The organism is Arcticibacter eurypsychrophilus, from assembly GCF_001730525.1.
GTDB lineage: Bacteria > Bacteroidota > Bacteroidia > Sphingobacteriales > Sphingobacteriaceae > Arcticibacter > Arcticibacter eurypsychrophilus.
In genome coordinates this window covers 76817-98701 of record NZ_MDFN01000016.1, presented here as the reverse complement: position 1 = coordinate 98701, position 21885 = coordinate 76817, and the positions used below count along the sequence as shown (strand labels likewise).

Genomic DNA, 21885 nt, shown 5'->3' with positions numbered 1-21885 from the left:
ATTAACGTTCAAGTAATATTAAACTCATTTCAGCTCTTAATCAATCCCCAGGATTTCTTTTGAAAGGCTGATCATTTTAGGATCGCCAGTATACTTCCCTTTTTCGTCTGATAGTTTCACTACAGGGATCCACGATTGGTTCTCTGGCAGCGCTGCAGTCATCTTAATAACAATATTGAGGGGCACCAACCCAACATCATTGGTAAAGTCGGTACCTATACCAAATGACATCCCTATTTTACCTTTACAAAAATTAGCAATCCTTTCCACTTTATCATAATTCAAGGCATCAGAGAAAATGATTGTTTTGGATAAAGGATCAATACCCATTTTTTTATAGTGACTGATGGTCTTCTCAGCAAATTCAATGGCATCTCCACTATCATGACGCACTCCGTCAAAAAGCTTGGAAAACTTTTTATCAAACTGTTCAAAAAAGATATCTGTCGTGTAGGTATCTGTTAACGCAATACCAAGATCGCCACGATAAACAGCTGTCCAATGTTCCAAACCTAAAGAATTCGACATCTTAAACCCATATTTTGCAGCATGGAACATAAACCATTCATGCGCGTGGGTTCCAATAGGTTTTGTATTGTAACGCATTGCAAAGTGAACGTTACTTGTGCCCACGAAGGTTCCTGAGCCATATTCCTCGAGCGCTTGAATTACCATCCGGTGTACCAGGTAGGAATGCCTCCTGCGGGTACCAAAATCTGCAATCGTTACACCTAGTTTAGCATACTTTTCAATCTTTTCCTTATTGATCGAAATGATCTCTTCAGAGGTAGCAGCCTCTGAATCATTCGTATAATAAAATAATTCAGAAATAAGGGCCATTATCGGAACCTCCCATAATATCGTACGGTACCAGTATCCCTCAATTTTTACGGATAAATCATTTCCATTCTGTTCAATGATCACTTCTGCAGGATTGTAAGTGTATCCTTGTAAGAAATCCAAATATGTGGGTTCCAAATAGGGACAGGTTTCTGCCAGATAATCTTTCTCCTCAAGACTTAGCGAAAGGTTAACCAAATTGTCTATCGCTTTTCTAAGTAAATCTGCAAATCCTGCAGGAAATATATGTTTCCCACGATTTATGAATTCGTAACGGGCCATCGAACGAGGAAAAAGTTTTATTACCCCTTGTTGCATGGTGAACTTGTAAAAGTCATTATCCAGCAATGATTTTATATAGGGAAAATTAGGAGTCATTTGTTTGTTTATTCAAAAATTATTGTTTTGTTTCCACTTCTAAAAACACGGTCTTGAAAGACAAGCTGCATAGCCTTATTCAAAACTGATTTTTCTATTTCTTTTCCTGAAATAACCATATCGGAAACGGTAAAGGTATGATTTACGGGAATTGTTTGCTGAACAATTATAGGTCCCTCATCCAGATCATTGGTTACATAATGCGCCGTTGCCCCAATTAGTTTCACTCCACGCTCAAATGCTTTGCGATAAGGACTCGCTCCAATAAAGGCAGGCAAAAAGGAATGGTGTATATTAATGAGCCTGCCTTCGTATTGCGATACAAATTCTGGAGAAAGAATCCGCATAAATTTAGCTAGCACAACATAATCAGGCTCATATTCATTAACTATCTTCTTAATTTCCTCTTCAAAAACCAGTTTTGTTTTATTCTCATGCGAAACATGATAAAAGGGGACTTCATACTTTTTAGTCAGTTCCCTTAAGGTATCATAATTGCCGATGACACAGCAAACGCTAGCATTGAGCGTACTGAAGTAATTTCGAATCAAAGCATCACCAAGGCAATGGTATTCTTTAGTCACCATTATAACGATACGTTTCTCCGCTTTAGGATTAATAATCACTTCGGAATATTCAGGTAAAACGGACCTTAATTCTGTATTTAAGTTATTTTGGTCAAAAGATAAACCATCACATTCAATTCTGGCAAAGAACTGATTGGCTATCTCGTCAACGAATTCACGCATAGCCGTAATGTTTAATTGGTGATTAACAAGTACTTTAGAAATAATTGCTACTAATCCCAATTCATCCCGGCACTGGATGAGGACCAATGTTTTATTCATGGCCTAATATAATAAAACCTTTTATTTATGTTAAATGATCTAAATGTGTATAAAAAACAAACACTTATATGGAAACGAGTGTTACTGATATACATAATTAACACAATATAGTATGAAAAAGTTAGTCTACTCCCTATCTCTAGCAGTTGCAATGACACTGGCTATGTTTTCTTCATCAGCAAATGCTGCAACAGATCCAAGTATTAATCCAGCTAAAATGGAAAATACAATGACTGCAGAACAGCGTGATGCTAAGGTAAAAGATATTCAGCGACGTGTGGAAGAGATCAAATCAATGGATAAATCCAAGTTGACTAAACAAGACCGCAAAGAGCTGAGAAAGGAACTTAAGGAAATGAAAAAACAGGCTAACGCTGTTGGCGCTGGTGGTGTTTATCTCTCTGTAGGTGCTATCATTATTATCATTCTTCTTTTGATTCTTATTCTATAATAGAATTCAATACCGAAAAAAAAATAAAGCTGTAAATTATTTACGGCTTTATTTTTATCCAGCCTGCTGTATCTTCATCTCTGACGTACAGATATGCTCCAAAACTAGCATAGACAGGTACCGTATTTCCTCTCAATAGAAGCTTTTTACTTGCAGTGGAATCACTCGGTCTATCTAACAAACGATGGTCTGCTGATAAACGATAATTGTCCATTGATTCAGTCAGTGATCTTGTGTTATTTATTCCCAGGTATCCTTCCTGTCCATCCGGAAGTAAAACCTTGTACCAGGATGAACTCGCAGCTAATACCTCTACGTAGGTGTTTTTAGGCAGGTTTGCTAATTCAGGAAATGATTTAGAAGGGCCACTATAAAGTAAAGTTCTCGTGGTTGTACGCATTCCCTTTCCTAAATAATCATTTGAACCCTTGATTAAAGCAGGCTTTGTATTGGTTTGATTAATAAATGGATATGGATCTACTGCTCCATTTTGGGTATAGATACCGAAATGTAAATGAGTGGGTCCTCCGCGCGCGTTCCCCGTATTTCCTATTAAGCCAATCGTATCACCCAGATGCACCACTTTCCCCTCCTGAACCAATTGTTCATCTAAATGAGCATAATACAGACTATAATCTTTAGCGTCAGGATTCAGAAAAACAACCTTTCCACCCAGGTTATTCAGACCAACATGTCTTATTATTCCATTTGCAGCGGCTAGCGCAGGAGTACGTAAAGGGGCAAATATGTCAATTCCTTCATGGCTTCTGGATCCATTGTCACGAACGGCTCCCCAAAAGCTCTGACTCTTACCATCACGTACAGGGAAGGCAAGAGAAGGGCCTGTAGAAATAGTCAAAGTATATTCGCCCGCGCTTAATAATTCAGGCTGCAGGCGGATGACATAAGTGGCTTTCTTATCAATTTCATACTCAAAAGGGTTGCCTGAAGAGTCTGCATAAGCCAATAGCTTTTTCTTTTCATTAGCTCTTTGCTCCCATAAATCAATATATACAGTAAATCCAGCTACAGGCTTTTTAGTAAAAGAGATTAAAATTTTCGAACCTAATTTTGCTTCGAATCGAAGTGCAGTAGCCATCGCCTTATTGTCAGGGAAATAACCGGTCTCTTTATATGGAAGTGCTATAAATAATGGTTTATTTAAACTGTTTACTGCTGCACTGAGCCATTCCTTTCCTAAAGCAGTTTCATGAAGTCCGGCACTTTCAAGATTTGATGCATATTGGTCATGGGGACTAGCTTTTTTAAATAATCCATTAGTTCCCGTGGGACTGCATGCATAGAGGAAAACCGAGATGATTGCCAGATAATATATTTTCATAGTAGAGTATAGAAAAAAATAACAGTTATCATCTGACATTGTTGGACTGTTATAAAAAAAGGAGTCCCAATATTTTATGCATCCAGGACTCTGATAACGATGATTTAACTTTTGGTTTAAAATCTATTCCTTTATTTTGAAGAGCTATAGAATTTTTTTTTCCTTTAAGATATTCATTAAATCCTCCGGAGTGTCAATGGCTTTAGTTTCAATGTCGGTAATTGCTACTTTGATTTTATACCCATTTTCAAGCCATCGTAACTGCTCCAATGACTCCGCTTTTTCAAGGAGAGATACAGGGAGAGCAGTAATCTTTTTAAGGATATCTGAACGGTATCCGTATACCCCAATGTGCTTGTAATACGTGTGATGCGATAACCAGGTGTCATTGTTTTTATCCCTTAAATATGGAATAGGAGTACGACTAAAATACAACGCTTCCAAATTTTTATTTAAAATAACTTTCGGAGAATTTATATTGTTGAGTTCTTCTGTTGAGGTAATAATTTTGACCAAGGTGGCTAACTCCGTTTGAGGATCAGCGAAACAGTGTCCTAATAGGTCTATTTGCCTGCTGTCTATATACGGTTCATCTCCCTGAATATTTATGATTACATCAAAACCAGGAAGCTTTTGTGCCGCTTCAGCACATCGGTCTGTTCCGCTTTGATGGGTAGATGAAGTCATGATCACCTTGCCACCAAAACTCATTACATGTTCTAGAATCCGGTCATCATCCGTGGCTACAGCAACATCACTTAGAGTGGATGATTTCAGGGCTTGCTCGTATACGCGCTGAATCATACTTTTTCCATGAATATCAATAAGCGGTTTTCCCGGAAAACGAGTTGACGCATACCGAGCCGGAATAAGACCTAAAATGCGTATTGAATTCTTCTGAACTGGTTCTGACATGTCCTCTTGATTTAATAATGGGTTAAACACAAATATTAAAAGAGACCATGAATTTCTCTTTCAATGCTTTCAATAATAAAACCCAGATCTTCAGGGTTGTTTGAAAAATCAAGATTATCTTTATCCAGCACCAGCAACTTTCCTTCCTTATAATTGTCGATCCACTTTTTGTATTTATCATTCAATTTTGATAAATAATCCAGACGGATTCCCGCTTCATAATCTCTTCCACGACGTTGGATATTACTCACCAGCGTTGGGATAGAAGCCTTAAGATAGATTAATAAATCAGGAGGTTTAATGAAAGAGGTCATATTGTCGAATATAGCCCGGTAGTTTTGATAATCTCTTTCTGTCATCAATCCCATCTCATTCAGGTTCTCTGCAAAGATATACGCATCTTCATAGATTGTACGATCCTGAATTACATGATGGTTTAAACCTTGAATCTCTTTTATCTGGTTAAACCGGCTATTCAAAAAATAGATCTGTAAATTGAAACTCCAGCGTTTCATATCGTTATAAAAATCTTCCAGGTAAGGGTTATGATCAACTGCCTCATACTGCGCTTCCCAGCCCAGATGTTTTGAAAGTAATTCGGTTAGTGTGGTTTTTCCAGCACCAATATTTCCAACTATCGCTATATGCATATTTATGATTAATGGGTAAATGGGGTTAAAATGATTTAAACCCAATAATCTCCCTGACTTCTTTTATTGTTTTACTGGCACTTTCACGTGCTTTTTCGGCGCCCATTTTGGATACCTTTCTCAGGTATTCTGAATTGGATGCAATGTCATTAATACGATCCCTTACAGGGGCAGTAGCAATGATCATATCCTCTGCAAGTTGTTTCTTCAGGTCGCCGTACCGGATCTGGCAGTTATTGTACAAATCATCAAAATGAGTATAGGTATCTACTGATGATACCACTGAGAGTAAGCTAAACAAATTCTGAATCACATCAGGTTTTATCTGATTCATTTCTAAAGGACCTCCGTCCGTTACAGCGCGCATTACCTTTTTCCTGATTTCTTCAGGTGAATCAGAAAGAAATACAGCATTACCTTCTCCTTCAGACTTACCCATCTTCCCTTTTCCTGTTAATCCGGGGATCTTAACCAGGTTGGTGGAATAATTAAAAGCATAAGCTTCGGGGAAATAATCTACCTGGTACAACCGGTTAAAACGGTTACCAAAAGTACGTGACATTTCAAGATGCTGTTCCTGATCCTTACCTACGGGTACCTTGGTTGCTTTATGAATAATGATATCAGCAGCCATTAAAACGGGGTAGGTAAGCAAACCTGCGTTTACATTATCCGGCTGATCCCTGATCTTATCTTTAAAAGAAGTGCTTCTTTCCAGTTCACCCATATAGGCGTTCATGTTGAGATAAAGATATAATTCGGTCACCTCAGGAACGTCAGACTGGACATAGATCGTTGCTTTTTCAGGATCTATTCCGCAAGCCAGATACTCCACAAGTACCTGTTTTACATTTCCATGAAGATCCTTAGGAATAGGATGTGTGGTCAATGAGTGAAAATCTGCAATAAAAAAAAAGCAATTATACTCATGCTGCATTTTTACGAAATTTTGTACTGCTCCGTAATAATTGCCTAAATGAAGTTTACCTGTGCTGCGAATACCGCTTACAACTGTTTCCATAACTGGGCGAAAGTAAGTATTTTTTATAATTTTGACCCGAAATGAAACGATTTTTAAAGCGGTCACACCGATATTTATATTTTGTTAACGTATTCTTCTATTTTATACTGTTCTATCCTTTTTTTTATTATTTCTCCAGAAAGCAGGAGCGGTTTCCGACATTAAATAAATGGAGACGCGCGTTTGCCTACCTGGCAACCCTTTCCTCCGGATTCAGATATAAATATCATTTTGAAACGCCTATTGATTGGTCTATTCCGTACATTATTTGTGCTAACCATAGTTCCAACCTAGATATACCTGCAATGGCTTTTCTGGTGAAAGGCAACTATGCTTTTATGGCCAAGGAGGAACTGCTGCATAATCCGGTTACCGGACTCTTCCTTAAAACAATTGATATCTCCCTAAAGCGAGATAGTAAAATGTCATCTTTCAGGGCCTTTAAACGTGCAGAAACTTACGTAAAATCAAACATTTCGCTCATTGTTTTTCCTGAGGGAGGGATATCTGAACATTATCCGCCGCAGCTTGGTGAATTTAAAAATGGACCTTTTCGGTTAGCTATTGAATATAATCTGGCTATAATTCCGGTTAGTATCTCAGATAATTATAAAAATATGTGGGATGATGGATCAAAATATGGAAGTAGACCGGGAATTTGCCATATTTGTGTGCATACTCCCGTTTTAACTCAAGGCTTAACTTCTCTGGATGCAGATGATTTAAAGTTGAAAGTATATAATTTAATAAACAGCGGGTTATTATAAATTACAAGACCTGTTCAAATACGGCAGGAAAAATAGAATATACATGAAATTAGACTATCAAACTATCGAACGTATGGCCCACCTGGCCAGGCTAGAAGTAAATGAAGTTGAAAAGGTTTCTTTATTGAAAGATATGGAAAACATCCTGAGCTTTATGGAAAAGCTGAACGAGTTGGATACGAGTGGAATAGAACCACTTATTTATCTAAACGATGAAGTGAATGTTTTAAGGGAAGACATGGAGAAGAATGATATTTGTCCTGCTGATGCTTTGAAAAATGCTCCTCTTCATGACGATGTCTATTTTAAAGTAGCCAAAGTAATTGAGAGAAATTGATATGTAACATATTTTAATCCAAAGAATCTAACCTATATGCAAAATGAGCCGCTAATCATCATCAAAGAAGTTGGAAGAAAGTATGTAATCGGTTCCGAAATTATTCATGCTTTGAAATCAGTAACGCTGAACATCAACAAAGGTGAATTTGTGGCACTAATGGGACCCTCTGGTTCTGGGAAATCCACGCTGATGAACATATTAGGCTGTCTGGATACCCCCAGCAAAGGTGAATATATATTAAATGGTATTCACGTAAGTGAAATGACTGAAAACGAACTTGCTGAGGTTCGCAATAAAGAAATCGGATTTGTTTTTCAAACCTTTAATCTTTTGCCCAGAGCCAGTTCATTGGATAATGTAGCCTTACCTTTAGTGTATGCCGGTGTATCAAAGAATGAGCGGAATGAAAGGGCATATAAGGCGCTGGAGAACGTTGGATTAGGAAATAGAGTAGATCATAAGCCTAATGAGCTTTCGGGTGGTCAGCGCCAGCGTGTAGCGGTTGCACGTGCATTGATTAACAATCCATCTATTATTTTAGCTGATGAGCCTACCGGTAATCTGGATACCCGTACTTCGGTAGAAATAATGGGACTTCTGGAAGAGATCCATTCCAAAGGAAATACGATTATCCTGGTTACCCATGAGGAAGATATTGCGCAGCATGCGCATCGGATTGTTCGGATGAGAGATGGTTTAATTGAAAGCGATTATCCAAACGAACATATTAAAAATGTGTCTCCGCGTTTGCAGGACATGGAAAATAATGGCATTGACTTTGAACAAATTAATTAAAATGAAGATTTATACCAAGACCGGAGATGCGGGTCAAACTTCGCTTATTGGCGGAGTACGCGTTTCTAAAGCAGATATACGTCTCGATGCTTATGGCACGGTAGATGAATTGAATTCCTACATTGGATTAATTCGGGATCAGGAACTTACTGCAGACCAAAAAGAGGCTTTAAAAGACGTGCAAGAACATCTGTTTATTATGGGTGCCTTGCTGGCAGCTGATAATGAAAAATCCAGAATGAAACTTCCAGGCCTTTATCCATCAGATGTTGAACACCTGGAACAGGGAATTGACGCCATGGAACAGGATTTAGCCCCTTTAAAAAACTTTATATTGCCAGGCGGTTCCACACTTATTTCATTTTGCCATATAGCAAGATGTGTATGTCGGCGTGCCGAACGAATTATCGTTCATTTGTCACAAAATAGTGCTGTAGAAGATCTTGTGTTGATTTATTTGAACCGTTTAAGCGACTATTTGTTCGTCTTAGCAAGGAAAGCAGCTATGGATAATCAAATACCCGAAAACAAGTGGTTTCCAAGGTAAATACAGGTCAAAAAAAAATACTTGAAAAAGTAATAAATTTTATTATACTTTTGCGAAAATAATAAAAACTTAAATTCTAAGAAATATGTATTGGACATTAGAATTGGCATCCCACTTGGAAGACGCTCCCTGGCCAGCAACTAAGGATGAACTAATAGACTACGGAATCCGTTCTGGAGCTCCAGTTGAAGTGATAGAAAATTTGCAGGCGCTGGAAGATGACGGCGAGCCATATGAAAATATTGAGGAGATCTGGCCGGACTATCCGACTAAAGATGATTTCTTCTTTAACGAAGATGAGTACTAAAAAAAGCCTTGCCCTTAAGCAAGGCTTTTTTTTAAGGTCTTTTTATTGAAAGAAAATAATTTCTAAAAAAATAAACAAAGCAGCAATTTTTACATTATTATGGTATTATTGATTCACTCATCACGAAAAAAATACTACTATGGGAAATTTACTTTATTTGATTGCAGTTGTCTTGATTATCATCTGGGCAGTAAGCTTTTTTGGAGGATACGCTACGGGCGGAATCATTCATGTTTTATTAGTGATTGCAATTATTGCTGTTCTACTGCGGGTCATCAGAGGTGCCGCTTAATAAATTAGTTTAACAAGCATAAAAAAAGACCCGTTGAATACATGGGTCTTTTTTTATGCTTTAGAACTTAGAAACAAGGAAGCAACGGCCAAATCTTCCATGTATGTTATTTTTATATTGGAAGCATCGCCTGGGGTAGTAAATATGGTATATCCCGCATGTTCAACAACAGATGCATCATCAGTGTATAGAGGTGAATATAATTGACTGTAGGCCTTCTTAAGTATCCTATATTTGAATACCTGTGGTGTTTGTACAATCAGTATGTCATCCCTTGAAATAGACACCGTCGTTGAGCCGCTTATTTTCCTCAAGGAGTCCTTGCTTGGAATTACAGGTATTACTGCTTCTTTCTGTGTAGCCTCTTCAAAACATCGGGCAATCAGTTCTTCGTGTATTACAGGTCGTACTGCATCGTGCACAGCAATAATTGAATCTTCGTTGGTAATTACCTGAACTGCATTTTTAACCGAGTCAAATCGCTGGGCACCTCCCGGTATAATAGTATGGGGTATAAAAAAATTGTGCTGAACACAAAGATCTTTCCAATAGGAAATATAATCAGTGTTCAGCACAAGCAAAATTTCAGGCTGAAAGGATGAATGATAGAAGGCCGCAATGGTATGCATCATTACAGGCTTTCCAAGCAATAAGTGAAATTGCTTGGGAAGGTCAGCATGCATTCGCTTTCCTGATCCACCAGCAACAATTATTGCGTAATAGTGCATTTAGATAATCAACATGGCATCACCATAACTGTAGAAACGGTATTTCTCTTTTACCGCAACTTCATAGGCGTTCATCACACTTTCGTAACCTCCAAAAGCGGAGATCATCATTAATAAAGTGGACTCAGGAGTATGAAAATTAGTAATCATGCTGTTGGCAATACTGAACTCGTAAGGAGGAAAAATAAATTTACTGGTCCAGTCATTTGCTGGTTTAAGTTTCTTTCCTGCAGATACAGCTGATTCAACGGCACGCATGCTGGTTGTACCAACGGCACATATTTTGCGTTTTTCATCTAAAGCATTATTAACCATATCAGCAGTAGGCTGATCGATAATAAATTGCTCCGAATCCATCTTGTGTTTGGTTAAATCTTCCACCTCAACGGCACGGAAGGTACCAAGACCAACGTGTAAAGTTACCTCTGCAAATTCAACGCCTTTTAATTCCAGACGTTTCATCAGTTCGCGACTAAAATGCATACCTGCTGTAGGGGCTGCAACAGCTCCTTCATTTTTTGCAAATATCGTTTGGTAGCGTTCTTTATCTTCTGCGGTTGCCTTACGCTTTATATATTTTGGAAGAGGTGTTTCTCCAAGAATTTCAATATTCCTTCTGAACTCTTCGTTTGTTCCGTCAAAAAGGAACCGGATCGTACGTCCGCGTGATGTCGTGTTATCCACAACTTCGGCAACTAACAGATCGTTGTCTCCAAAATAAAGTTTATTACCAACACGTATTTTACGTGCCGGATCTACTAAAACATCCCATAAACGTAACTCCTTATTCAGCTCACGTAGTAAGAATACTTCAATAGTTGCACCTGTTTTTTCTTTATTGCCATACATACGGGCAGGAAAAACTTTGGTGTTATTTAAAATCATGACGTCTTTTTCATCGAAATAATTGATGACGTCTTTAAATATTTTGTGCTCTATCGCTCCAGTATTGCGGTCAAGTACCATTAAACGTGCTTCATCCCGCTGATCCGAAGGAGTAGTTGCTATTAATGAATCAGGTAGATCGAATTTAAACTGGGATAATTTCATATACAAGTAATACTAATTTCAGGGCGCAAAGTTAATGAAAATTAATTCTATTATTTAATCTTTTCATAATGGTCTTATAACGTGAGTAATGGCTGGGGACCAACTGTTTCCCAACAAAGGGGTAAGTGTGCATTTTACTCGCCCTTTGAAGCTTCGTTCTCCCTGAATTCCCCTGTTTTATGCGTTGACCAACGGACAAGCAACGAACGAGCAAGGGTGCTACCTCGATGTAGACTTCCAACTGATCCCTCCATGTTATGACATGTCTCTCATGAAGCTATATTTATCAGCCTTTGTAACTTTTAATTTGTAAATTTATCTAACCTGCAATATGATCGTATTAAAACTAATTCTGGAGAGTTTTAACTTTGCTTTTTCTTCTCTGAAGGAAAACAAGTTACGGACATTTTTGTCCCTGATAGGCATTACTATTGGTATCATGACCATTATAGGTGTCTTTTCGGCTGTTGATACACTTCGGAATAATCTGCAGAGCAGTGTAGACAAATTAGGAAGCAATACGATCTATATTCAGAAGTGGCCATGGGAATTCGGAGGCGATTATCAATGGTGGAAATATATGAACAGGCCGACACCTACATTGCGCGACTTTGAAAAGCTGAAAGAACGTGTCACAAATGCTGACGCAGTATCTTATTTTGTTTGGGCAGGTAATCGTACTTTAAAATATAAAAGTAATAGTGTTGAAGGAGCTCAGGTTTCGGCGGTTACACACGATTATTATAAAACGTGGACCTTCGACCTGGAAGACGGACGCTATTTTTCAGAAGCGGAGTCAAAGGTGGGTAGTCCTATTGCCGTTATTGGGTACTCATTAGCAGAGGGCCTATTTCCGAATCAAAGGGCAGTAGGAAAGACCATTAAGGTGATGGGCAGGAATCTCAAAGTTATAGGTGTTTTTAAAGAGGAGGGGGAAGATATGCTTGGAACGTCCGCTGATAAAACGATATTGCTCCCCATTAATTTTGCAAAAAATTTGATTGACATTGAAAGTGAACAATATGGTCCTGAGATCGCTGTTCGTGGTAAATCCGGCGTGCCGGTTGAAGAACTGGAAAGTGAGCTTAAAGGTATTATGCGCTCTGTTCATCGTTTAAGTCCCAAACAGGATGACAATTTCGCACTGAATAAATCGACTATCCTTACGGCTCAACTGGATGGCATGTTCGCTGTAGTTAACCTTGCGGGCGGTGTAATAGGAATCTTCTCGATTCTGGTTGGTGGTTTTGGTATTGCCAATATCATGTTCGTATCTGTGAAAGAACGTACGAATATTATTGGAATTCAAAAGTCTCTAGGTGCTAAAAACTACTTTATTTTGCTTCAATTCCTCATCGAGGCTGTTGCCCTTTGTTTGATGGGAGGTTTAATTGGATTGGGGATTGTTTACCTGCTGGCCTTTGTTTTGAATATAATAACGGATGTTGATATTATAGTTGATATGAGTAAAGTGGTTTTAATGTTTATACTTTCAACCGCAATAGGACTGATCTCGGGTATTATTCCGGCTTTTATGGCATCCAGACTTGATCCTGTTGAAGCTATAAGAAGCAAATAAATAAGGGTTTCTCTTGTTCTAATATACTTATTTAAGCTTTAGGGATTCGTTTAGTAAATGCTCTTTGTCGATTGACACGACGCCTACATGTTCGCAAACCAGTCCACCCGCCAGATTGGAAACGGCGGCAGTTGTGAATACATCCAGACCACTGGCCAAACATACTGCTGCTGTAGCGATCACTGTATCGCCGGCACCTGAAACGTCGGCTATCTTTCTGATATGCGCTGGAATAAGTCTTTTCTGATCATTTGACTGCATAAATACGCCTAACTCTGAAAGAGTAACCATAATATGTTCGGCATTCAAATGTCCCTTTATTTGTTCGACAGCGGATTCCAGATCTTTCATCTGGCGCATGTCAATCTCTACTTTTAGTCCCTCACGTAATTCTTTCAGGTTGGGCTTAAATAGGGTTACATTGGCATATTTAAGAAAATTTCTTTTTTTGGGATCAACAACGGTAATGATATTCTTCCTCTTTGACTCTTCTACGATTTCGATAATTAGCTGATGACTGATCACTCCCTTATCGTAATCTTGAAAAATGATGGCGTGAATCTCCTTGCTGTTGATGAGTGTTTTAATTTTATCGATGAGCTGCCCGGAGTGTTCCTGACTAAGCAGGGCGTCGGTTTCTTCGTCTATCCGGAGCATCTGTTGGTTCTGACCAATTACCCTGGTTTTAACGGTGGTAGGGCGGTCATTCAGACTAATGATTCCTTCAGCTGAGAGTTCGTGGTCTTCCAGTAAACGCAGAAAGGCTGCACCTTCCATATCATTTCCGATCACGGAACAGATTAATGGTGTAGCGCCAAGGGATTGAATGTTGAGTGCCACGTTAGCTGCACCGCCAAGGCGATTTTCACGCTTATGTACCGAAACTACAGGGACAGGAGCCTCTGGGGAAATGCGGTCAACATTTCCCCAAAGGTATGAATCCATCATGACGTCTCCAATGATTAGAATGTTCAATTCATTGAACTTTCTGAAGAGATCTATCATTTCAGTTTTGCTAGTGCGCTCTTAATACGTGATGCTGCTTCGATTAATTTATCCTCAGAGGCAGCGTAGGATATGCGGATAGAATTTTTATCTCCAAATCCATCGCCACTCACAACAGCCACATGTCCTGTATTCAAAATATATAAGGCCAGTTCATCGGAAGTGTTAATTACTTCGCCACTCTCTGTAGTTTTGCCAAAGAAAGAACTCACATCAGGGAAGAAGTAAAATGCGCCGCCTGGAAGGTTTACCTTCATTCCTGGAATCTCTTTTAATAGATCATAAACAAGATTTCGGCGTTTTTCAAATACAATACGCATTTCGTTTACACTGTCCAGGGTACCATTATAGGCGGCAACTCCGGCTTTTTGGGAGATGGAACAGGTTCCGGAAGTCGTTTGACCTTGGAGCTTTTCATTTGCTACAGCGATAGTTTTGTTGCTGGCTGAGAAACCTAATCTCCATCCGGTCATTGCATAGGCTTTAGATAAGCCGTTAATGATAATCACACGATCTTTAATTTCAGCGAACTGCGCAATAGAAGCATGTTCGCCAAGGAAATTGATGTGCTCATAGATCTCATCGGAGATAATGTAAATATTGGGGTATTTTTCAAATACTTTAGCCAGACCGGCAAGTTCATCTCTTGTATAAACCGTTCCTGTAGGGTTATTTGGAGAGGAGAACATGAAGAGCTTGGTTTGCGGTGTTATCGCTGCTTCAAGTTCTTCAGGAGTAATCTTGAAATCAGATTCTAAAGTAGTATCAATAAATACGGATACCCCCTCTGCTAACTTCACAATTTCAGAGTAAGATACCCAGTATGGAGTTGGTATAATAACTTCATCTCCAGGGTTTACCAGACTAAGTATGATATTGGTTAGTGATTGTTTTGCACCTGTAGATACCACAATTTGATCGAAAGTATAATCCAGATTATTTTCACGCTTTAACTTTTCAGCAATCGCTTTTCTCAATTCAGGATATCCAGGTACGGGTGTGTAGTAAGAAAAGTTTCCTTCAATTGCCTTTTTCGCTGCATCCTTTACAAAATCGGGAGTGTAAAAGTCTGTTTCTCCAAGACTCAGGCTGATCACATCAATGCCTTTTGCTGACAATTCCCGACCGAGTTTTGACATCTTTAAAGTAGCCGACTCGTCGAGATTGTTTATGCGGTTAGATAAAATACTCATAGTACAAATATATATTAAAAGTGGTTTAAAGCTAAAGTGTAAGCCAATTAAATGGAAATGTGTTCGCCCTGACTGATTATAAAGTCGTTATCGAGGATATCGGTCTGTGCTATCGTGTTAATTATTATGTTGTTGGAGTAACTTCTTATGGCTTTTTCTGCATATTCATCGTTTGGTCCATTTACGATTATTCTGGTTACAGGAATATTTAGGCTGTTCAGCAGCGACAGACTGAGCAGAGTATGATTGATACTTCCAAGGTAATGTTTAACAACAAGAATCACTTCGGCGTCAAACTTTTTGATCAGGTCAACCATGTATTGGTTTTGATTTAAGGGAACAAGAAGTCCGCCCGCACCCTCTATAATAAGCCGGTTAAGGGTATCAGGTATATTGATCTGATCTAGAGAAATCTGTATCCCATCAAGGTCTGCGGATTTATGAGGAGAAAAAGGTTGTGTTAAACGGTATGCTTCTGGATGAAAGACCGTTTTACTATTAGATACCAATGATTTTACTTTAAGGGTGTCAGATGATTCCAGATCGCCAGATTGGATGGGTTTCCAATAGTCCGCCTGAAGTTTTTCGGTTAATATAGCCGACACAACGGTTTTTCCTATGCCGGTGTCGATACCTGTAATAAACAATGGTTTCATGCTGATTTGATTAATAGAGTGAGGAGATGTTTGATGTCCTGATCAGAATTGAAGGTATGCAGACAAATCCGTAGACGTTCTTTACCGTCCTGAACAGTAGGACTAAGGATTGGCCTGATGTCAAATCGATGCTCTTTTAATAAGAGTGCCAGCTGTTTTGCTTCATTATTGCCGGGTACCATAAAAGATTGAATGGGCGAGTTGGATGGAATAAACCGATCTGCAATCGTTGCTGCCTCTTTTTTAAAGAACTTAATTTTTTTCTGAATCTTACTTTGGAAATCTTCTTTTTGAAGTAATTGATAAGCCGTACTCACTGATAGATGAGAGTGGGATGGTGCAGCTGTACTGTATATAAAGGAGCGGGCAAAGTTGATCAGGTAGTTTGTTAGAAGCGTGGGTCCAACTACTGCGGCCCCATGGCAGCCTAAGGCTTTTCCGAAGGTGATTACCCGGGCGAAAACACGCTTCTCTAAGTTATATTGAGAGATGAGACCACTTCCATGTTGTCCGTAGATCCCCGTTGCATGTGCCTCATCGACGATAAGTGCGGCGCCATATTGTTCAGCCAATTCCACTAATGCCTGCAAAGGTGCTTCATCTCCGTCCATTGAATAGATACTCTCAACTGCAATATAAATATTTCCTTTGGAGATTTTAATTTTTGCTTCGAGGTTTTCGAGGTCGTTGTGTTTAAATGAAAAGCGGGTGGCGTAACTTAGTCTGGCACCATCAATGATGGATGCATGTGCTAATTCGTCTGTTATAATGGTATCGCCTCTTTGTGCAAGGGATGAAAAAAGACCGATATTGGCGTCGTAACCTGAATTGAAAAGTAAAGCGTTTTCTGCGGAATGGAACTGTGCGATATCCGACTCCAGTTGTTCGGCTATTCTGTTGTTTCCTGATATTAATCGGGAACCGGTGGAGCCTGTTGGTTGAGGAGTGGTTAAATGTGCTTTTGCACTAATCATATTTCGAAGCTCTGCAGATGATGCAAAGCCAAGATAATCGTTAGAGCAAAAGTCAATCAGACCTTTGTTAATTATAAGTTTCCTGTAAGCATTAGATTGTTTTCTAACCTCAAGTTTCTGTTCTAAAAATGTTGTTATGCTATTCACTGGTGTTCCCCGTCCCAAAATTAAAAAAGCGACTGAATAAAGCCGCTTTTTTATTGGAATAAGAAAATATTTTTTTAATTATTAGGGTTTGCCATTGGTCCATTACCTCCAGGGCCATTTCCCATTCTGCTTTGACGGTCTGCAATGTATTTCTTATAAGCCTTTTTCTGGTCGTCTGTTAAGATACTCATAATCTTTGTTTGATTTTCCTTTCGGGACTCCTGCATCTTGGTACGCATAGCTATTCGGTCTGCTTGGTCTCCCATAGTATTTCTCAGACTATCCATCGATTTGCTATGAGTCACCATAATAGCAGTAACCTGTGTTTTTTGTTCGGCAGTAAGAGAAAGTTGTTTGTCAAGCATTTCAATATTTCCCTGTACCATTTCTCCAGAGTTTCTCTGAGGTCTTTGTTGAGCCTGACTAAAAGAAGCAGCTCCTGCTAATAGTGCGATAAACAATAAATTCTTTTTCATTTTATTGGTTTTTCCTTATAAGACTCAAGGAAGTTCAACAGGTTTAATGAGGCGATTAATTAATTTTTTGGTTTGTTAATCTGTGCAATTGATTTTTGCATTTGGGCCATCATTAGGGTGAGGCTTTCCATGGTTGGCTCGGGTGAAGGTTCCGGGAATGATGTAGAAATATAGGCCTTTGCTTTCCAGATTTCCAGGATGTCTTCGGCTTGCACCGGGTAGGGCTCATATACCTGGTTGTCGGAGATAAGCTTTATAGTCTTGTTCTCTTTGTATTTATTCCCTGCTCTTTTATATACAATACCATCAGATTTAGTAATAAAGACATAGGTATCACCAATTTTTACATCGGTCCAGTTTTCAATATACTCGCCTATGATTAAGGAGCCGGGCTGTAGGGGAAGCATTGAATCTCCTTTTAGTTCAAAGGCGCGGTAAGTGGTTCCCTGAGACAGGAAGGGAAGTCGAAATTTGGGTAGCTCACTTATGAATTCAGGGTCAGAATAGCCATTTAAGTAGCCTGCGCTAGCTTTTACAGGTACGAGTTCTATATTTTCGCGGTCTTCAGAATCGACAGATATACTCAGCACCCGGATCCCTGAAGCATCTAGTTTAGGTTTAGGCTTCCATTTTTCATTGATCGTTTCATTGATCAGCTCATCCATGCTTAATTCATAGAACTCTGCGAATTTTTTTAGCAAATCATATCTTGGTTCCGCCCGGTCTTCTTCATAAGCTCCAACAAGGGATCTTTTAATCTCCATTGTATCAGCGAATTGCTGCTGTGTAAGCTTCTTGTTCTTTCTTAAATATCTTAAATTATTAGAAATGTTGCGCATATTAAAAATATATTTTGTTTTACTAATATTATTAGTATCTTTATGCCAATAAAATTAGCAAATAATTTTAACATATAAAACATTAAAGTCATGAAAAGATTTGTTTATGTAATTACAGACAGAAACCGGACTTCATTGCATGTGGGCATGAGCTCTGATTTATTAAAGACAATAAATTTTTACAAGGAAATGCCTAACCTGTTTTTTGACAGTGCAAGTCAGCTAAGCAGGTTAATCTATTTCGAGGAGCTCCGCACTGAAGAGGTTGCTTTACATCGTTTTAACCTGATCTGCAAGTTTACCAGGGCACAAAAGGAGAAGTTAATCCGGGATGTAAATCCAGATTGGTTAGATCTTGCTATTGGATTAAGTTACGAGGAAATGATGCTGCAGGATGAGCGTATGGAACCTGTAAAAATAGGAAAAGCGGCTTAAAACTGGCCGCTTTTCCTGATATAAGATCCTTGATAAAAAATTGAGCGTAACGATGGAGTTAGCTCGTTTACCAGCCGGGAGCGAAGGTTAATCCAAATACGCCTGCTTTGATATCTTTTCTTTGAAATGGAAATGCATAGTATGGTTCAAGAACGAAATAGCCAAACATATTCACGCGAAGAGAAATACCCGCACTCATAGCTGGGATGCGTTCTATAATAGAGGATGAACTGTTTGTACCTCCAATAAAACCACCCGTATTTCCATTGTTTCCAATGGGAGTAGGAGAGGGAATATCAATGACCTGTTGATCTTCAGTAGCTTTCCACCTTAATTTTGAATTTTGATTATAAGCTATACCAATATCGAAAAACAAATTGAGGTCACTGAATAAGAATTTAGATTCGACAGCAGAGAGTTTCTCCGGACCGGTAAATGGCAACCTGATTTCAAAATTAGCAACAGCAATTTTTGATCCTGATAGCTGGTCAATAGTGATTCCTGTGTTGTTAGTCCCGTTATTTGAATAGAGGGAAGCAGATTCATAACCGCGGATCAAATAAGGATACCCAATATATAAAGGATATAAAGCACTTTGGTCTTCTCCGAAACGGGTATAGCTATAGAACCTTCCTGCAAGAGTGACTGGTTTTAGCCGCACATATTTGCGCAGATCGGCAGTAAAAGCCTGGAAATTATAATCGCCAATATAATTTTCTATTCCTAATCTAAACCTGAAACCGCTTAATGGGGAAGTCACTCCTGAAAAGGAGTTGTCGCCAACAAAAGAAGCGTTGGTTTGGTAAATGGTAAAGGCATTGAAGGTGCTTCCTGGATAGGCTGCAGCTAATTCATCTCCTTTAAGTTTTCGTTTGTCTGAATCAAAAGGATAATAATCACTTCCTGTATAGCTGAGTTCTCCGGTTGAAGATTCTGTGACATAGGCCTGATAATAATTAGCCATCCGGTCAATTCTGTAGCTGTAATAAGCAGCACTTACACCTGCTTCAAAACGAAAGATCCTGGAGAAGGGGTATATTCCAAAAAAATCGACCTTATCTTCAAACGTACGAAGCAAGTCAGTTCCTTCTACATAATTGTAGCCCGTTCCACCAGGGTTTTCACCTGCCTGTAACTGACTTACATAAAATCCGGACAAATAAGGGATATGAGAAATAGAAGTTCCGTAATTAATTCGGCTCTGCTGATTAATATAGGCAAATTGGGCACCAAAATCATAGATTTCACCGTTGACTACAGCAGTAGCGAAGATCTGGTTTCGACCTAGAATATCACTAAAAATACCTTGAACTCCACTTGAAAGACCTGTACCGAAGCGACCAACAGATGCGCCGACACCATTACTTGACAAGTAGTCGAGTTTGAATTGAGGACGGTATTTGACTGCCTCTATCTGATTGCTGTTAATCGTTTCAAAACGTTCGAAGTTTCTTAAATTAGCGTTAATTAGATCCACACCGGTTTGTTTTCGTGGTGGAAGATTAGCAGCATCAAAGTTTAGGGCGTTTCCCTGTACAACTACTGGTTTAAATTCACTGGCTTTAGCGTTGTAGATAGTATATTTTTGAGATCTGTAATAGGAGTATAATACATCGTCGTTGCGGGATAAACTTAAGGCTGGTGAGTATGCTGTAATACCGCTGATTCCGGTGAAATAATCGGTCATCTGCTCTACAACCCTGGTACTTAAAGTATACCTATACAAATTTCTAAACCCATCTCTGTCTGATAGAAAATAAATTTGTTCCCCATTGGCAGAAAACTGAGGATTTAGATTATCAGCACCATTGAAGACATCAATATTAGTGATTGCCTTTGTGGCCAAATCCATTATTGCCAGATTGTAGGTTATATTAGCCGTCTGGGAACTTTTGTCAAGCGTGGTCCGGTCACTGGTAAAAAGCAAGTATTTCCCATCCGCTGAAAAGTTGGGTTGGTAATCTGAATATTTATCATTGCAAAGCTGTGTCAGGTTTTTCGTTTTTGTATTGTAGATGTAAAGGTCGCTAAATCCTTCTTTTAAACCAGTAAATGCAATGTCATCACCATTAGGTGCCCATGCCAGGTTACTGAACTCCCTGACAGCTCCCATACCTTCGCTCATCAGGACTTTCCCATTTGCGATGTTCACCACCATCAGTTTATTCTGACCTTGATTGTAAATTGTAAATGCGAATTCTTTGCTATCCGGAGACCATGCACCTGCAGATTCTATAAAGCTGAATTCGTCTATGTGGGTATTGTTCGTTCGACTGCTTAATTTGCGGATTATTTTACCTGTTTGCGCATCTGCCAGAAAAAGATCAATACTAAAAAGTTCTTTTTCGGATAGGAATGCAACATATTTTCCATCGGGTGAAATTGCCGGGGCTACATTCATGTCTCCCCCATTTTTATTGTCAATCAAGCGACGTCCTACAGGGATCTGTGAAGTGTCTTTTAAGAAAGGTTTATAGGTGTTCTCTATGCTTGTGCGCCATAAATTGGATAATGTGCGCTCATCATAACCAAAGGTAGCCTGGATTGCATTTTGATAGCCCAATTTTGCTGTAGCTTTAAAGAAAGGGACGATTATGGTGTCCCCATATGTTGAGCCAACGTAGGACCAGAATGCCTGTCCATAGCGATAAGGAAAGTATTTATTAGTCTCCGTTAAGTCCCTCAAAGTAGGGATGTCCTTATTCAAATAGGCATCGCGCATCCACATGGCAGTAAAAGGATCGACCTTTCCAATAGAAAGGTATTCGGCCATTCCTTCCACCATCCATAAGGGAAGGTTTCCAATGTTTTCCAGGTTAGTTGAGTCTCCTTCAATTAAGGAATGATATTGAAAGGCATGCACGAGCTCGTGACCAAGAACATGACGGGTTTGCTGGTTAAGTTGCATAACAGGCATGATTACCCTGTTTTTTAAACCTTCAGTTACACCTCCTGTTCCGATACCTATTTCCCCTGATATAGCGGTTGTTTGCTGGAAATCTGAATGATTGTTATATAATATTACTGGATTTTTTTTTGCAAATGTATCTCTGAATACCTGTTGATGCAGGTCATACCACAACTCACTTTCCTGCATAAAGCGCTTTACCAGTGAATCATTTTTTAAATAAGAATACAGCTCAAAATGAGGGGACTGGTTAACCTGAAACTTAAGATTTTTATACCGGACTTTATTTTGCCCGAAATATTGAGCCTTTGATGGACTGGCTGTTAGAATAAGGGTTAAAGAAAGAAGTGAATAAAAAACTCCTTTTTTTAACGTGGTCAAGTTTAGATAGAAATTTTTCAT

Annotated in this window: 24 protein-coding genes; 9 read left to right on the top strand and 15 right to left on the bottom strand. The window is 39.0% G+C overall.

The genetic code is table 11. The annotated features are described in order from the left end of the window. Positions 1 to 36: 36 nt before the first annotated feature. A complete protein-coding gene (pncB, locus tag BFL47_RS10565) occupies positions 37 to 1218 on the bottom strand; it encodes a nicotinate phosphoribosyltransferase (RefSeq protein ID WP_069659757.1) in 1182 nt (393 codons plus the stop codon). 8 nt (positions 1219 to 1226) lie between these two features. After that, positions 1227 to 2066: a formyltetrahydrofolate deformylase gene (gene purU, locus BFL47_RS10560; protein WP_069659756.1), complete on the bottom strand. Its 840-nt coding sequence runs from the start codon at positions 2064 to 2066 to the stop codon at positions 1227 to 1229. A gap of 112 nt (positions 2067 to 2178) precedes the next feature. On the opposite strand from purU, the gene BFL47_RS10555 reads away from it, so the two are divergent. Continuing rightward, complete coding sequence (locus BFL47_RS10555; RefSeq protein ID WP_069659755.1) at positions 2179 to 2517, top strand: hypothetical protein; 339 nt, start codon at positions 2179 to 2181, stop codon at positions 2515 to 2517. A 40-nt stretch (positions 2518 to 2557) separates the two neighbouring features. Here the strand turns inward: BFL47_RS10555 and BFL47_RS10550 are convergent, their stop codons facing one another. The 4 genes from BFL47_RS10550 to trpS all read right to left on the bottom strand — a co-directional run bounded on the left by BFL47_RS10550 (position 2558) and on the right by trpS (position 6445). After that, positions 2558 to 3859 (bottom strand): M23 family metallopeptidase, encoded by a 1302-nt coding sequence (locus BFL47_RS10550; protein WP_069659772.1) that lies wholly within the window; start codon positions 3857 to 3859, stop codon positions 2558 to 2560. Positions 3860 to 4003: 144 nt separating this feature from the next. Continuing rightward, positions 4004 to 4774: a 3-deoxy-manno-octulosonate cytidylyltransferase gene (kdsB, locus tag BFL47_RS10545; RefSeq protein ID WP_083257116.1), complete on the bottom strand. Its 771-nt coding sequence runs from the start codon at positions 4772 to 4774 to the stop codon at positions 4004 to 4006. A 35-nt stretch (positions 4775 to 4809) separates the two neighbouring features. Beyond that, the gene (locus BFL47_RS10540; RefSeq protein WP_069659754.1) at positions 4810 to 5424 is read right to left on the bottom strand and encodes a deoxynucleoside kinase; all 615 of its coding nucleotides are present in this window, start codon (positions 5422 to 5424) and stop codon (positions 4810 to 4812) included. A 25-nt stretch (positions 5425 to 5449) separates the two neighbouring features. Beyond that, a complete protein-coding gene (trpS, locus tag BFL47_RS10535; RefSeq protein ID WP_069659753.1) occupies positions 5450 to 6445 on the bottom strand; it encodes a tryptophan--tRNA ligase in 996 nt (331 codons plus the stop codon). Between the two features lie 41 nt (positions 6446 to 6486). Here trpS and BFL47_RS10530 point away from each other — a divergent pair, with 41 nt between their 5' ends. The 6 genes from BFL47_RS10530 (at position 6487) to BFL47_RS19610 (ending at position 9493) form a co-directional block, all read left to right on the top strand. After that, on the top strand, positions 6487 to 7212 hold the full coding sequence (locus BFL47_RS10530; RefSeq protein ID WP_069659752.1) for a lysophospholipid acyltransferase family protein: 726 nt from the start codon (positions 6487 to 6489) through the stop codon (positions 7210 to 7212). 43 nt (positions 7213 to 7255) lie between these two features. Beyond that, positions 7256 to 7549 carry an Asp-tRNA(Asn)/Glu-tRNA(Gln) amidotransferase subunit GatC gene (gatC, locus tag BFL47_RS10525; protein WP_069659751.1) on the top strand — a complete coding sequence of 98 codons (294 nt, stop codon included), beginning with the start codon at positions 7256 to 7258 and terminating at the stop codon, positions 7547 to 7549. A gap of 36 nt (positions 7550 to 7585) precedes the next feature. Beyond that, complete coding sequence (locus BFL47_RS10520) at positions 7586 to 8347, top strand: ABC transporter ATP-binding protein (protein WP_069659750.1); 762 nt, start codon at positions 7586 to 7588, stop codon at positions 8345 to 8347. A 1-nt stretch (position 8348) separates the two neighbouring features. Then, positions 8349 to 8894 carry a cob(I)yrinic acid a,c-diamide adenosyltransferase gene (locus BFL47_RS10515; RefSeq protein ID WP_069659770.1) on the top strand — a complete coding sequence of 182 codons (546 nt, stop codon included), beginning with the start codon at positions 8349 to 8351 and terminating at the stop codon, positions 8892 to 8894. An 85-nt stretch (positions 8895 to 8979) separates the two neighbouring features. After that, positions 8980 to 9201: a DUF2795 domain-containing protein gene (locus BFL47_RS10510; protein ID WP_017258669.1), complete on the top strand. Its 222-nt coding sequence runs from the start codon at positions 8980 to 8982 to the stop codon at positions 9199 to 9201. 139 nt (positions 9202 to 9340) lie between these two features. After that, positions 9341 to 9493, top strand: coding sequence for a lmo0937 family membrane protein (locus tag BFL47_RS19610; RefSeq protein ID WP_131676076.1), 153 nt, complete (start codon positions 9341 to 9343; stop codon positions 9491 to 9493). A gap of 53 nt (positions 9494 to 9546) precedes the next feature. Here BFL47_RS19610 and BFL47_RS10505 read toward each other — a convergent pair whose 3' ends face one another. Together BFL47_RS10505 and queA are read right to left on the bottom strand one after the other, a co-directional pair. Continuing rightward, positions 9547 to 10221 carry a 2-C-methyl-D-erythritol 4-phosphate cytidylyltransferase gene (locus BFL47_RS10505; RefSeq protein ID WP_069659749.1) on the bottom strand — a complete coding sequence of 225 codons (675 nt, stop codon included), beginning with the start codon at positions 10219 to 10221 and terminating at the stop codon, positions 9547 to 9549. Then, entirely contained in the window at positions 10222 to 11271 is a 1050-nt protein-coding gene (queA, locus tag BFL47_RS10500; RefSeq protein ID WP_016194404.1) for a tRNA preQ1(34) S-adenosylmethionine ribosyltransferase-isomerase QueA, read from the bottom strand. Positions 11272 to 11602: 331 nt separating this feature from the next. On the opposite strand from queA, the gene BFL47_RS10495 reads away from it, so the two are divergent. Continuing rightward, positions 11603 to 12850, top strand: coding sequence for an ABC transporter permease (locus tag BFL47_RS10495; RefSeq protein ID WP_069659748.1), 1248 nt, complete (start codon positions 11603 to 11605; stop codon positions 12848 to 12850). 27 nt (positions 12851 to 12877) lie between these two features. Here BFL47_RS10495 and BFL47_RS10490 read toward each other — a convergent pair whose 3' ends face one another. The 6 genes from BFL47_RS10490 to BFL47_RS10465 form a co-directional block, all read right to left on the bottom strand. After that, entirely contained in the window at positions 12878 to 13855 is a 978-nt protein-coding gene (locus BFL47_RS10490; protein ID WP_069659747.1) for a bifunctional heptose 7-phosphate kinase/heptose 1-phosphate adenyltransferase, read from the bottom strand. Further along, the gene (locus BFL47_RS10485) at positions 13852 to 15048 is read right to left on the bottom strand and encodes a pyridoxal phosphate-dependent aminotransferase (protein WP_170827304.1); all 1197 of its coding nucleotides are present in this window, start codon (positions 15046 to 15048) and stop codon (positions 13852 to 13854) included. The genes BFL47_RS10490 and BFL47_RS10485 overlap by 4 nt, the downstream gene beginning before the upstream one ends. A 47-nt stretch (positions 15049 to 15095) precedes the next feature. Next, a complete protein-coding gene (gene bioD / locus BFL47_RS10480) occupies positions 15096 to 15704 on the bottom strand; it encodes a dethiobiotin synthase (protein ID WP_069659746.1) in 609 nt (202 codons plus the stop codon). Next, entirely contained in the window at positions 15701 to 16825 is a 1125-nt protein-coding gene (locus tag BFL47_RS10475; RefSeq protein ID WP_069659768.1) for an aminotransferase class I/II-fold pyridoxal phosphate-dependent enzyme, read from the bottom strand. Before BFL47_RS10475 ends, bioD begins: the two co-directional genes overlap by 4 nt. A gap of 74 nt (positions 16826 to 16899) precedes the next feature. Beyond that, positions 16900 to 17301: a Spy/CpxP family protein refolding chaperone gene (locus BFL47_RS10470; protein WP_069659745.1), complete on the bottom strand. Its 402-nt coding sequence runs from the start codon at positions 17299 to 17301 to the stop codon at positions 16900 to 16902. Positions 17302 to 17360: 59 nt separating this feature from the next. Then, a complete protein-coding gene (locus tag BFL47_RS10465; RefSeq protein ID WP_069659744.1) occupies positions 17361 to 18140 on the bottom strand; it encodes an XRE family transcriptional regulator in 780 nt (259 codons plus the stop codon). Positions 18141 to 18230: 90 nt separating this feature from the next. Here BFL47_RS10465 and BFL47_RS10460 point away from each other — a divergent pair, with 90 nt between their 5' ends. Further along, positions 18231 to 18575: a GIY-YIG nuclease family protein gene (locus BFL47_RS10460; protein ID WP_069659743.1), complete on the top strand. Its 345-nt coding sequence runs from the start codon at positions 18231 to 18233 to the stop codon at positions 18573 to 18575. A gap of 67 nt (positions 18576 to 18642) precedes the next feature. Here the strand turns inward: BFL47_RS10460 and BFL47_RS10455 are convergent, their stop codons facing one another. Further along, positions 18643 to 21885 carry a DPP IV N-terminal domain-containing protein gene (locus BFL47_RS10455; RefSeq protein ID WP_069659742.1) on the bottom strand — a complete coding sequence of 1081 codons (3243 nt, stop codon included), beginning with the start codon at positions 21883 to 21885 and terminating at the stop codon, positions 18643 to 18645.

Coding starts and splice junctions, on each gene's coding strand:
- BFL47_RS10510 (WP_017258669.1), top strand. CDS start 8,980: ATGTATTGGACATTAGAATTGGCATCCCACTTGGAAGACGCTCCCTGG.
- BFL47_RS10485 (WP_170827304.1), bottom strand. CDS start 15,048: ATGAGTATTTTATCTAACCGCATAAACAATCTCGACGAGTCGGCTACT.
- BFL47_RS10555 (WP_069659755.1), top strand. CDS start 2,179: ATGAAAAAGTTAGTCTACTCCCTATCTCTAGCAGTTGCAATGACACTG.
- BFL47_RS19610 (WP_131676076.1), top strand. CDS start 9,341: ATGGGAAATTTACTTTATTTGATTGCAGTTGTCTTGATTATCATCTGG.
- BFL47_RS10460 (WP_069659743.1), top strand. CDS start 18,231: ATGAAAAGATTTGTTTATGTAATTACAGACAGAAACCGGACTTCATTG.
- trpS (WP_069659753.1), bottom strand. CDS start 6,445: ATGGAAACAGTTGTAAGCGGTATTCGCAGCACAGGTAAACTTCATTTA.
- BFL47_RS10490 (WP_069659747.1), bottom strand. CDS start 13,855: ATGATAGATCTCTTCAGAAAGTTCAATGAATTGAACATTCTAATCATT.
- BFL47_RS10505 (WP_069659749.1), bottom strand. CDS start 10,221: ATGCACTATTACGCAATAATTGTTGCTGGTGGATCAGGAAAGCGAATG.
- gatC (WP_069659751.1), top strand. CDS start 7,256: ATGAAATTAGACTATCAAACTATCGAACGTATGGCCCACCTGGCCAGG.
- queA (WP_016194404.1), bottom strand. CDS start 11,271: ATGAAATTATCCCAGTTTAAATTCGATCTACCTGATTCATTAATAGCA.
- BFL47_RS10465 (WP_069659744.1), bottom strand. CDS start 18,140: ATGCGCAACATTTCTAATAATTTAAGATATTTAAGAAAGAACAAGAAG.
- purU (WP_069659756.1), bottom strand. CDS start 2,066: ATGAATAAAACATTGGTCCTCATCCAGTGCCGGGATGAATTGGGATTA.
- BFL47_RS10470 (WP_069659745.1), bottom strand. CDS start 17,301: ATGAAAAAGAATTTATTGTTTATCGCACTATTAGCAGGAGCTGCTTCT.
- pncB (WP_069659757.1), bottom strand. CDS start 1,218: ATGACTCCTAATTTTCCCTATATAAAATCATTGCTGGATAATGACTTT.
- BFL47_RS10530 (WP_069659752.1), top strand. CDS start 6,487: ATGAAACGATTTTTAAAGCGGTCACACCGATATTTATATTTTGTTAAC.
- BFL47_RS10540 (WP_069659754.1), bottom strand. CDS start 5,424: ATGCATATAGCGATAGTTGGAAATATTGGTGCTGGAAAAACCACACTA.
- BFL47_RS10520 (WP_069659750.1), top strand. CDS start 7,586: ATGCAAAATGAGCCGCTAATCATCATCAAAGAAGTTGGAAGAAAGTAT.
- BFL47_RS10515 (WP_069659770.1), top strand. CDS start 8,349: ATGAAGATTTATACCAAGACCGGAGATGCGGGTCAAACTTCGCTTATT.
- BFL47_RS10455 (WP_069659742.1), bottom strand. CDS start 21,885: ATGAAAAATTTCTATCTAAACTTGACCACGTTAAAAAAAGGAGTTTTT.
- kdsB (WP_083257116.1), bottom strand. CDS start 4,774: ATGTCAGAACCAGTTCAGAAGAATTCAATACGCATTTTAGGTCTTATT.
- BFL47_RS10495 (WP_069659748.1), top strand. CDS start 11,603: ATGATCGTATTAAAACTAATTCTGGAGAGTTTTAACTTTGCTTTTTCT.
- bioD (WP_069659746.1), bottom strand. CDS start 15,704: ATGAAACCATTGTTTATTACAGGTATCGACACCGGCATAGGAAAAACC.
- BFL47_RS10550 (WP_069659772.1), bottom strand. CDS start 3,859: ATGAAAATATATTATCTGGCAATCATCTCGGTTTTCCTCTATGCATGC.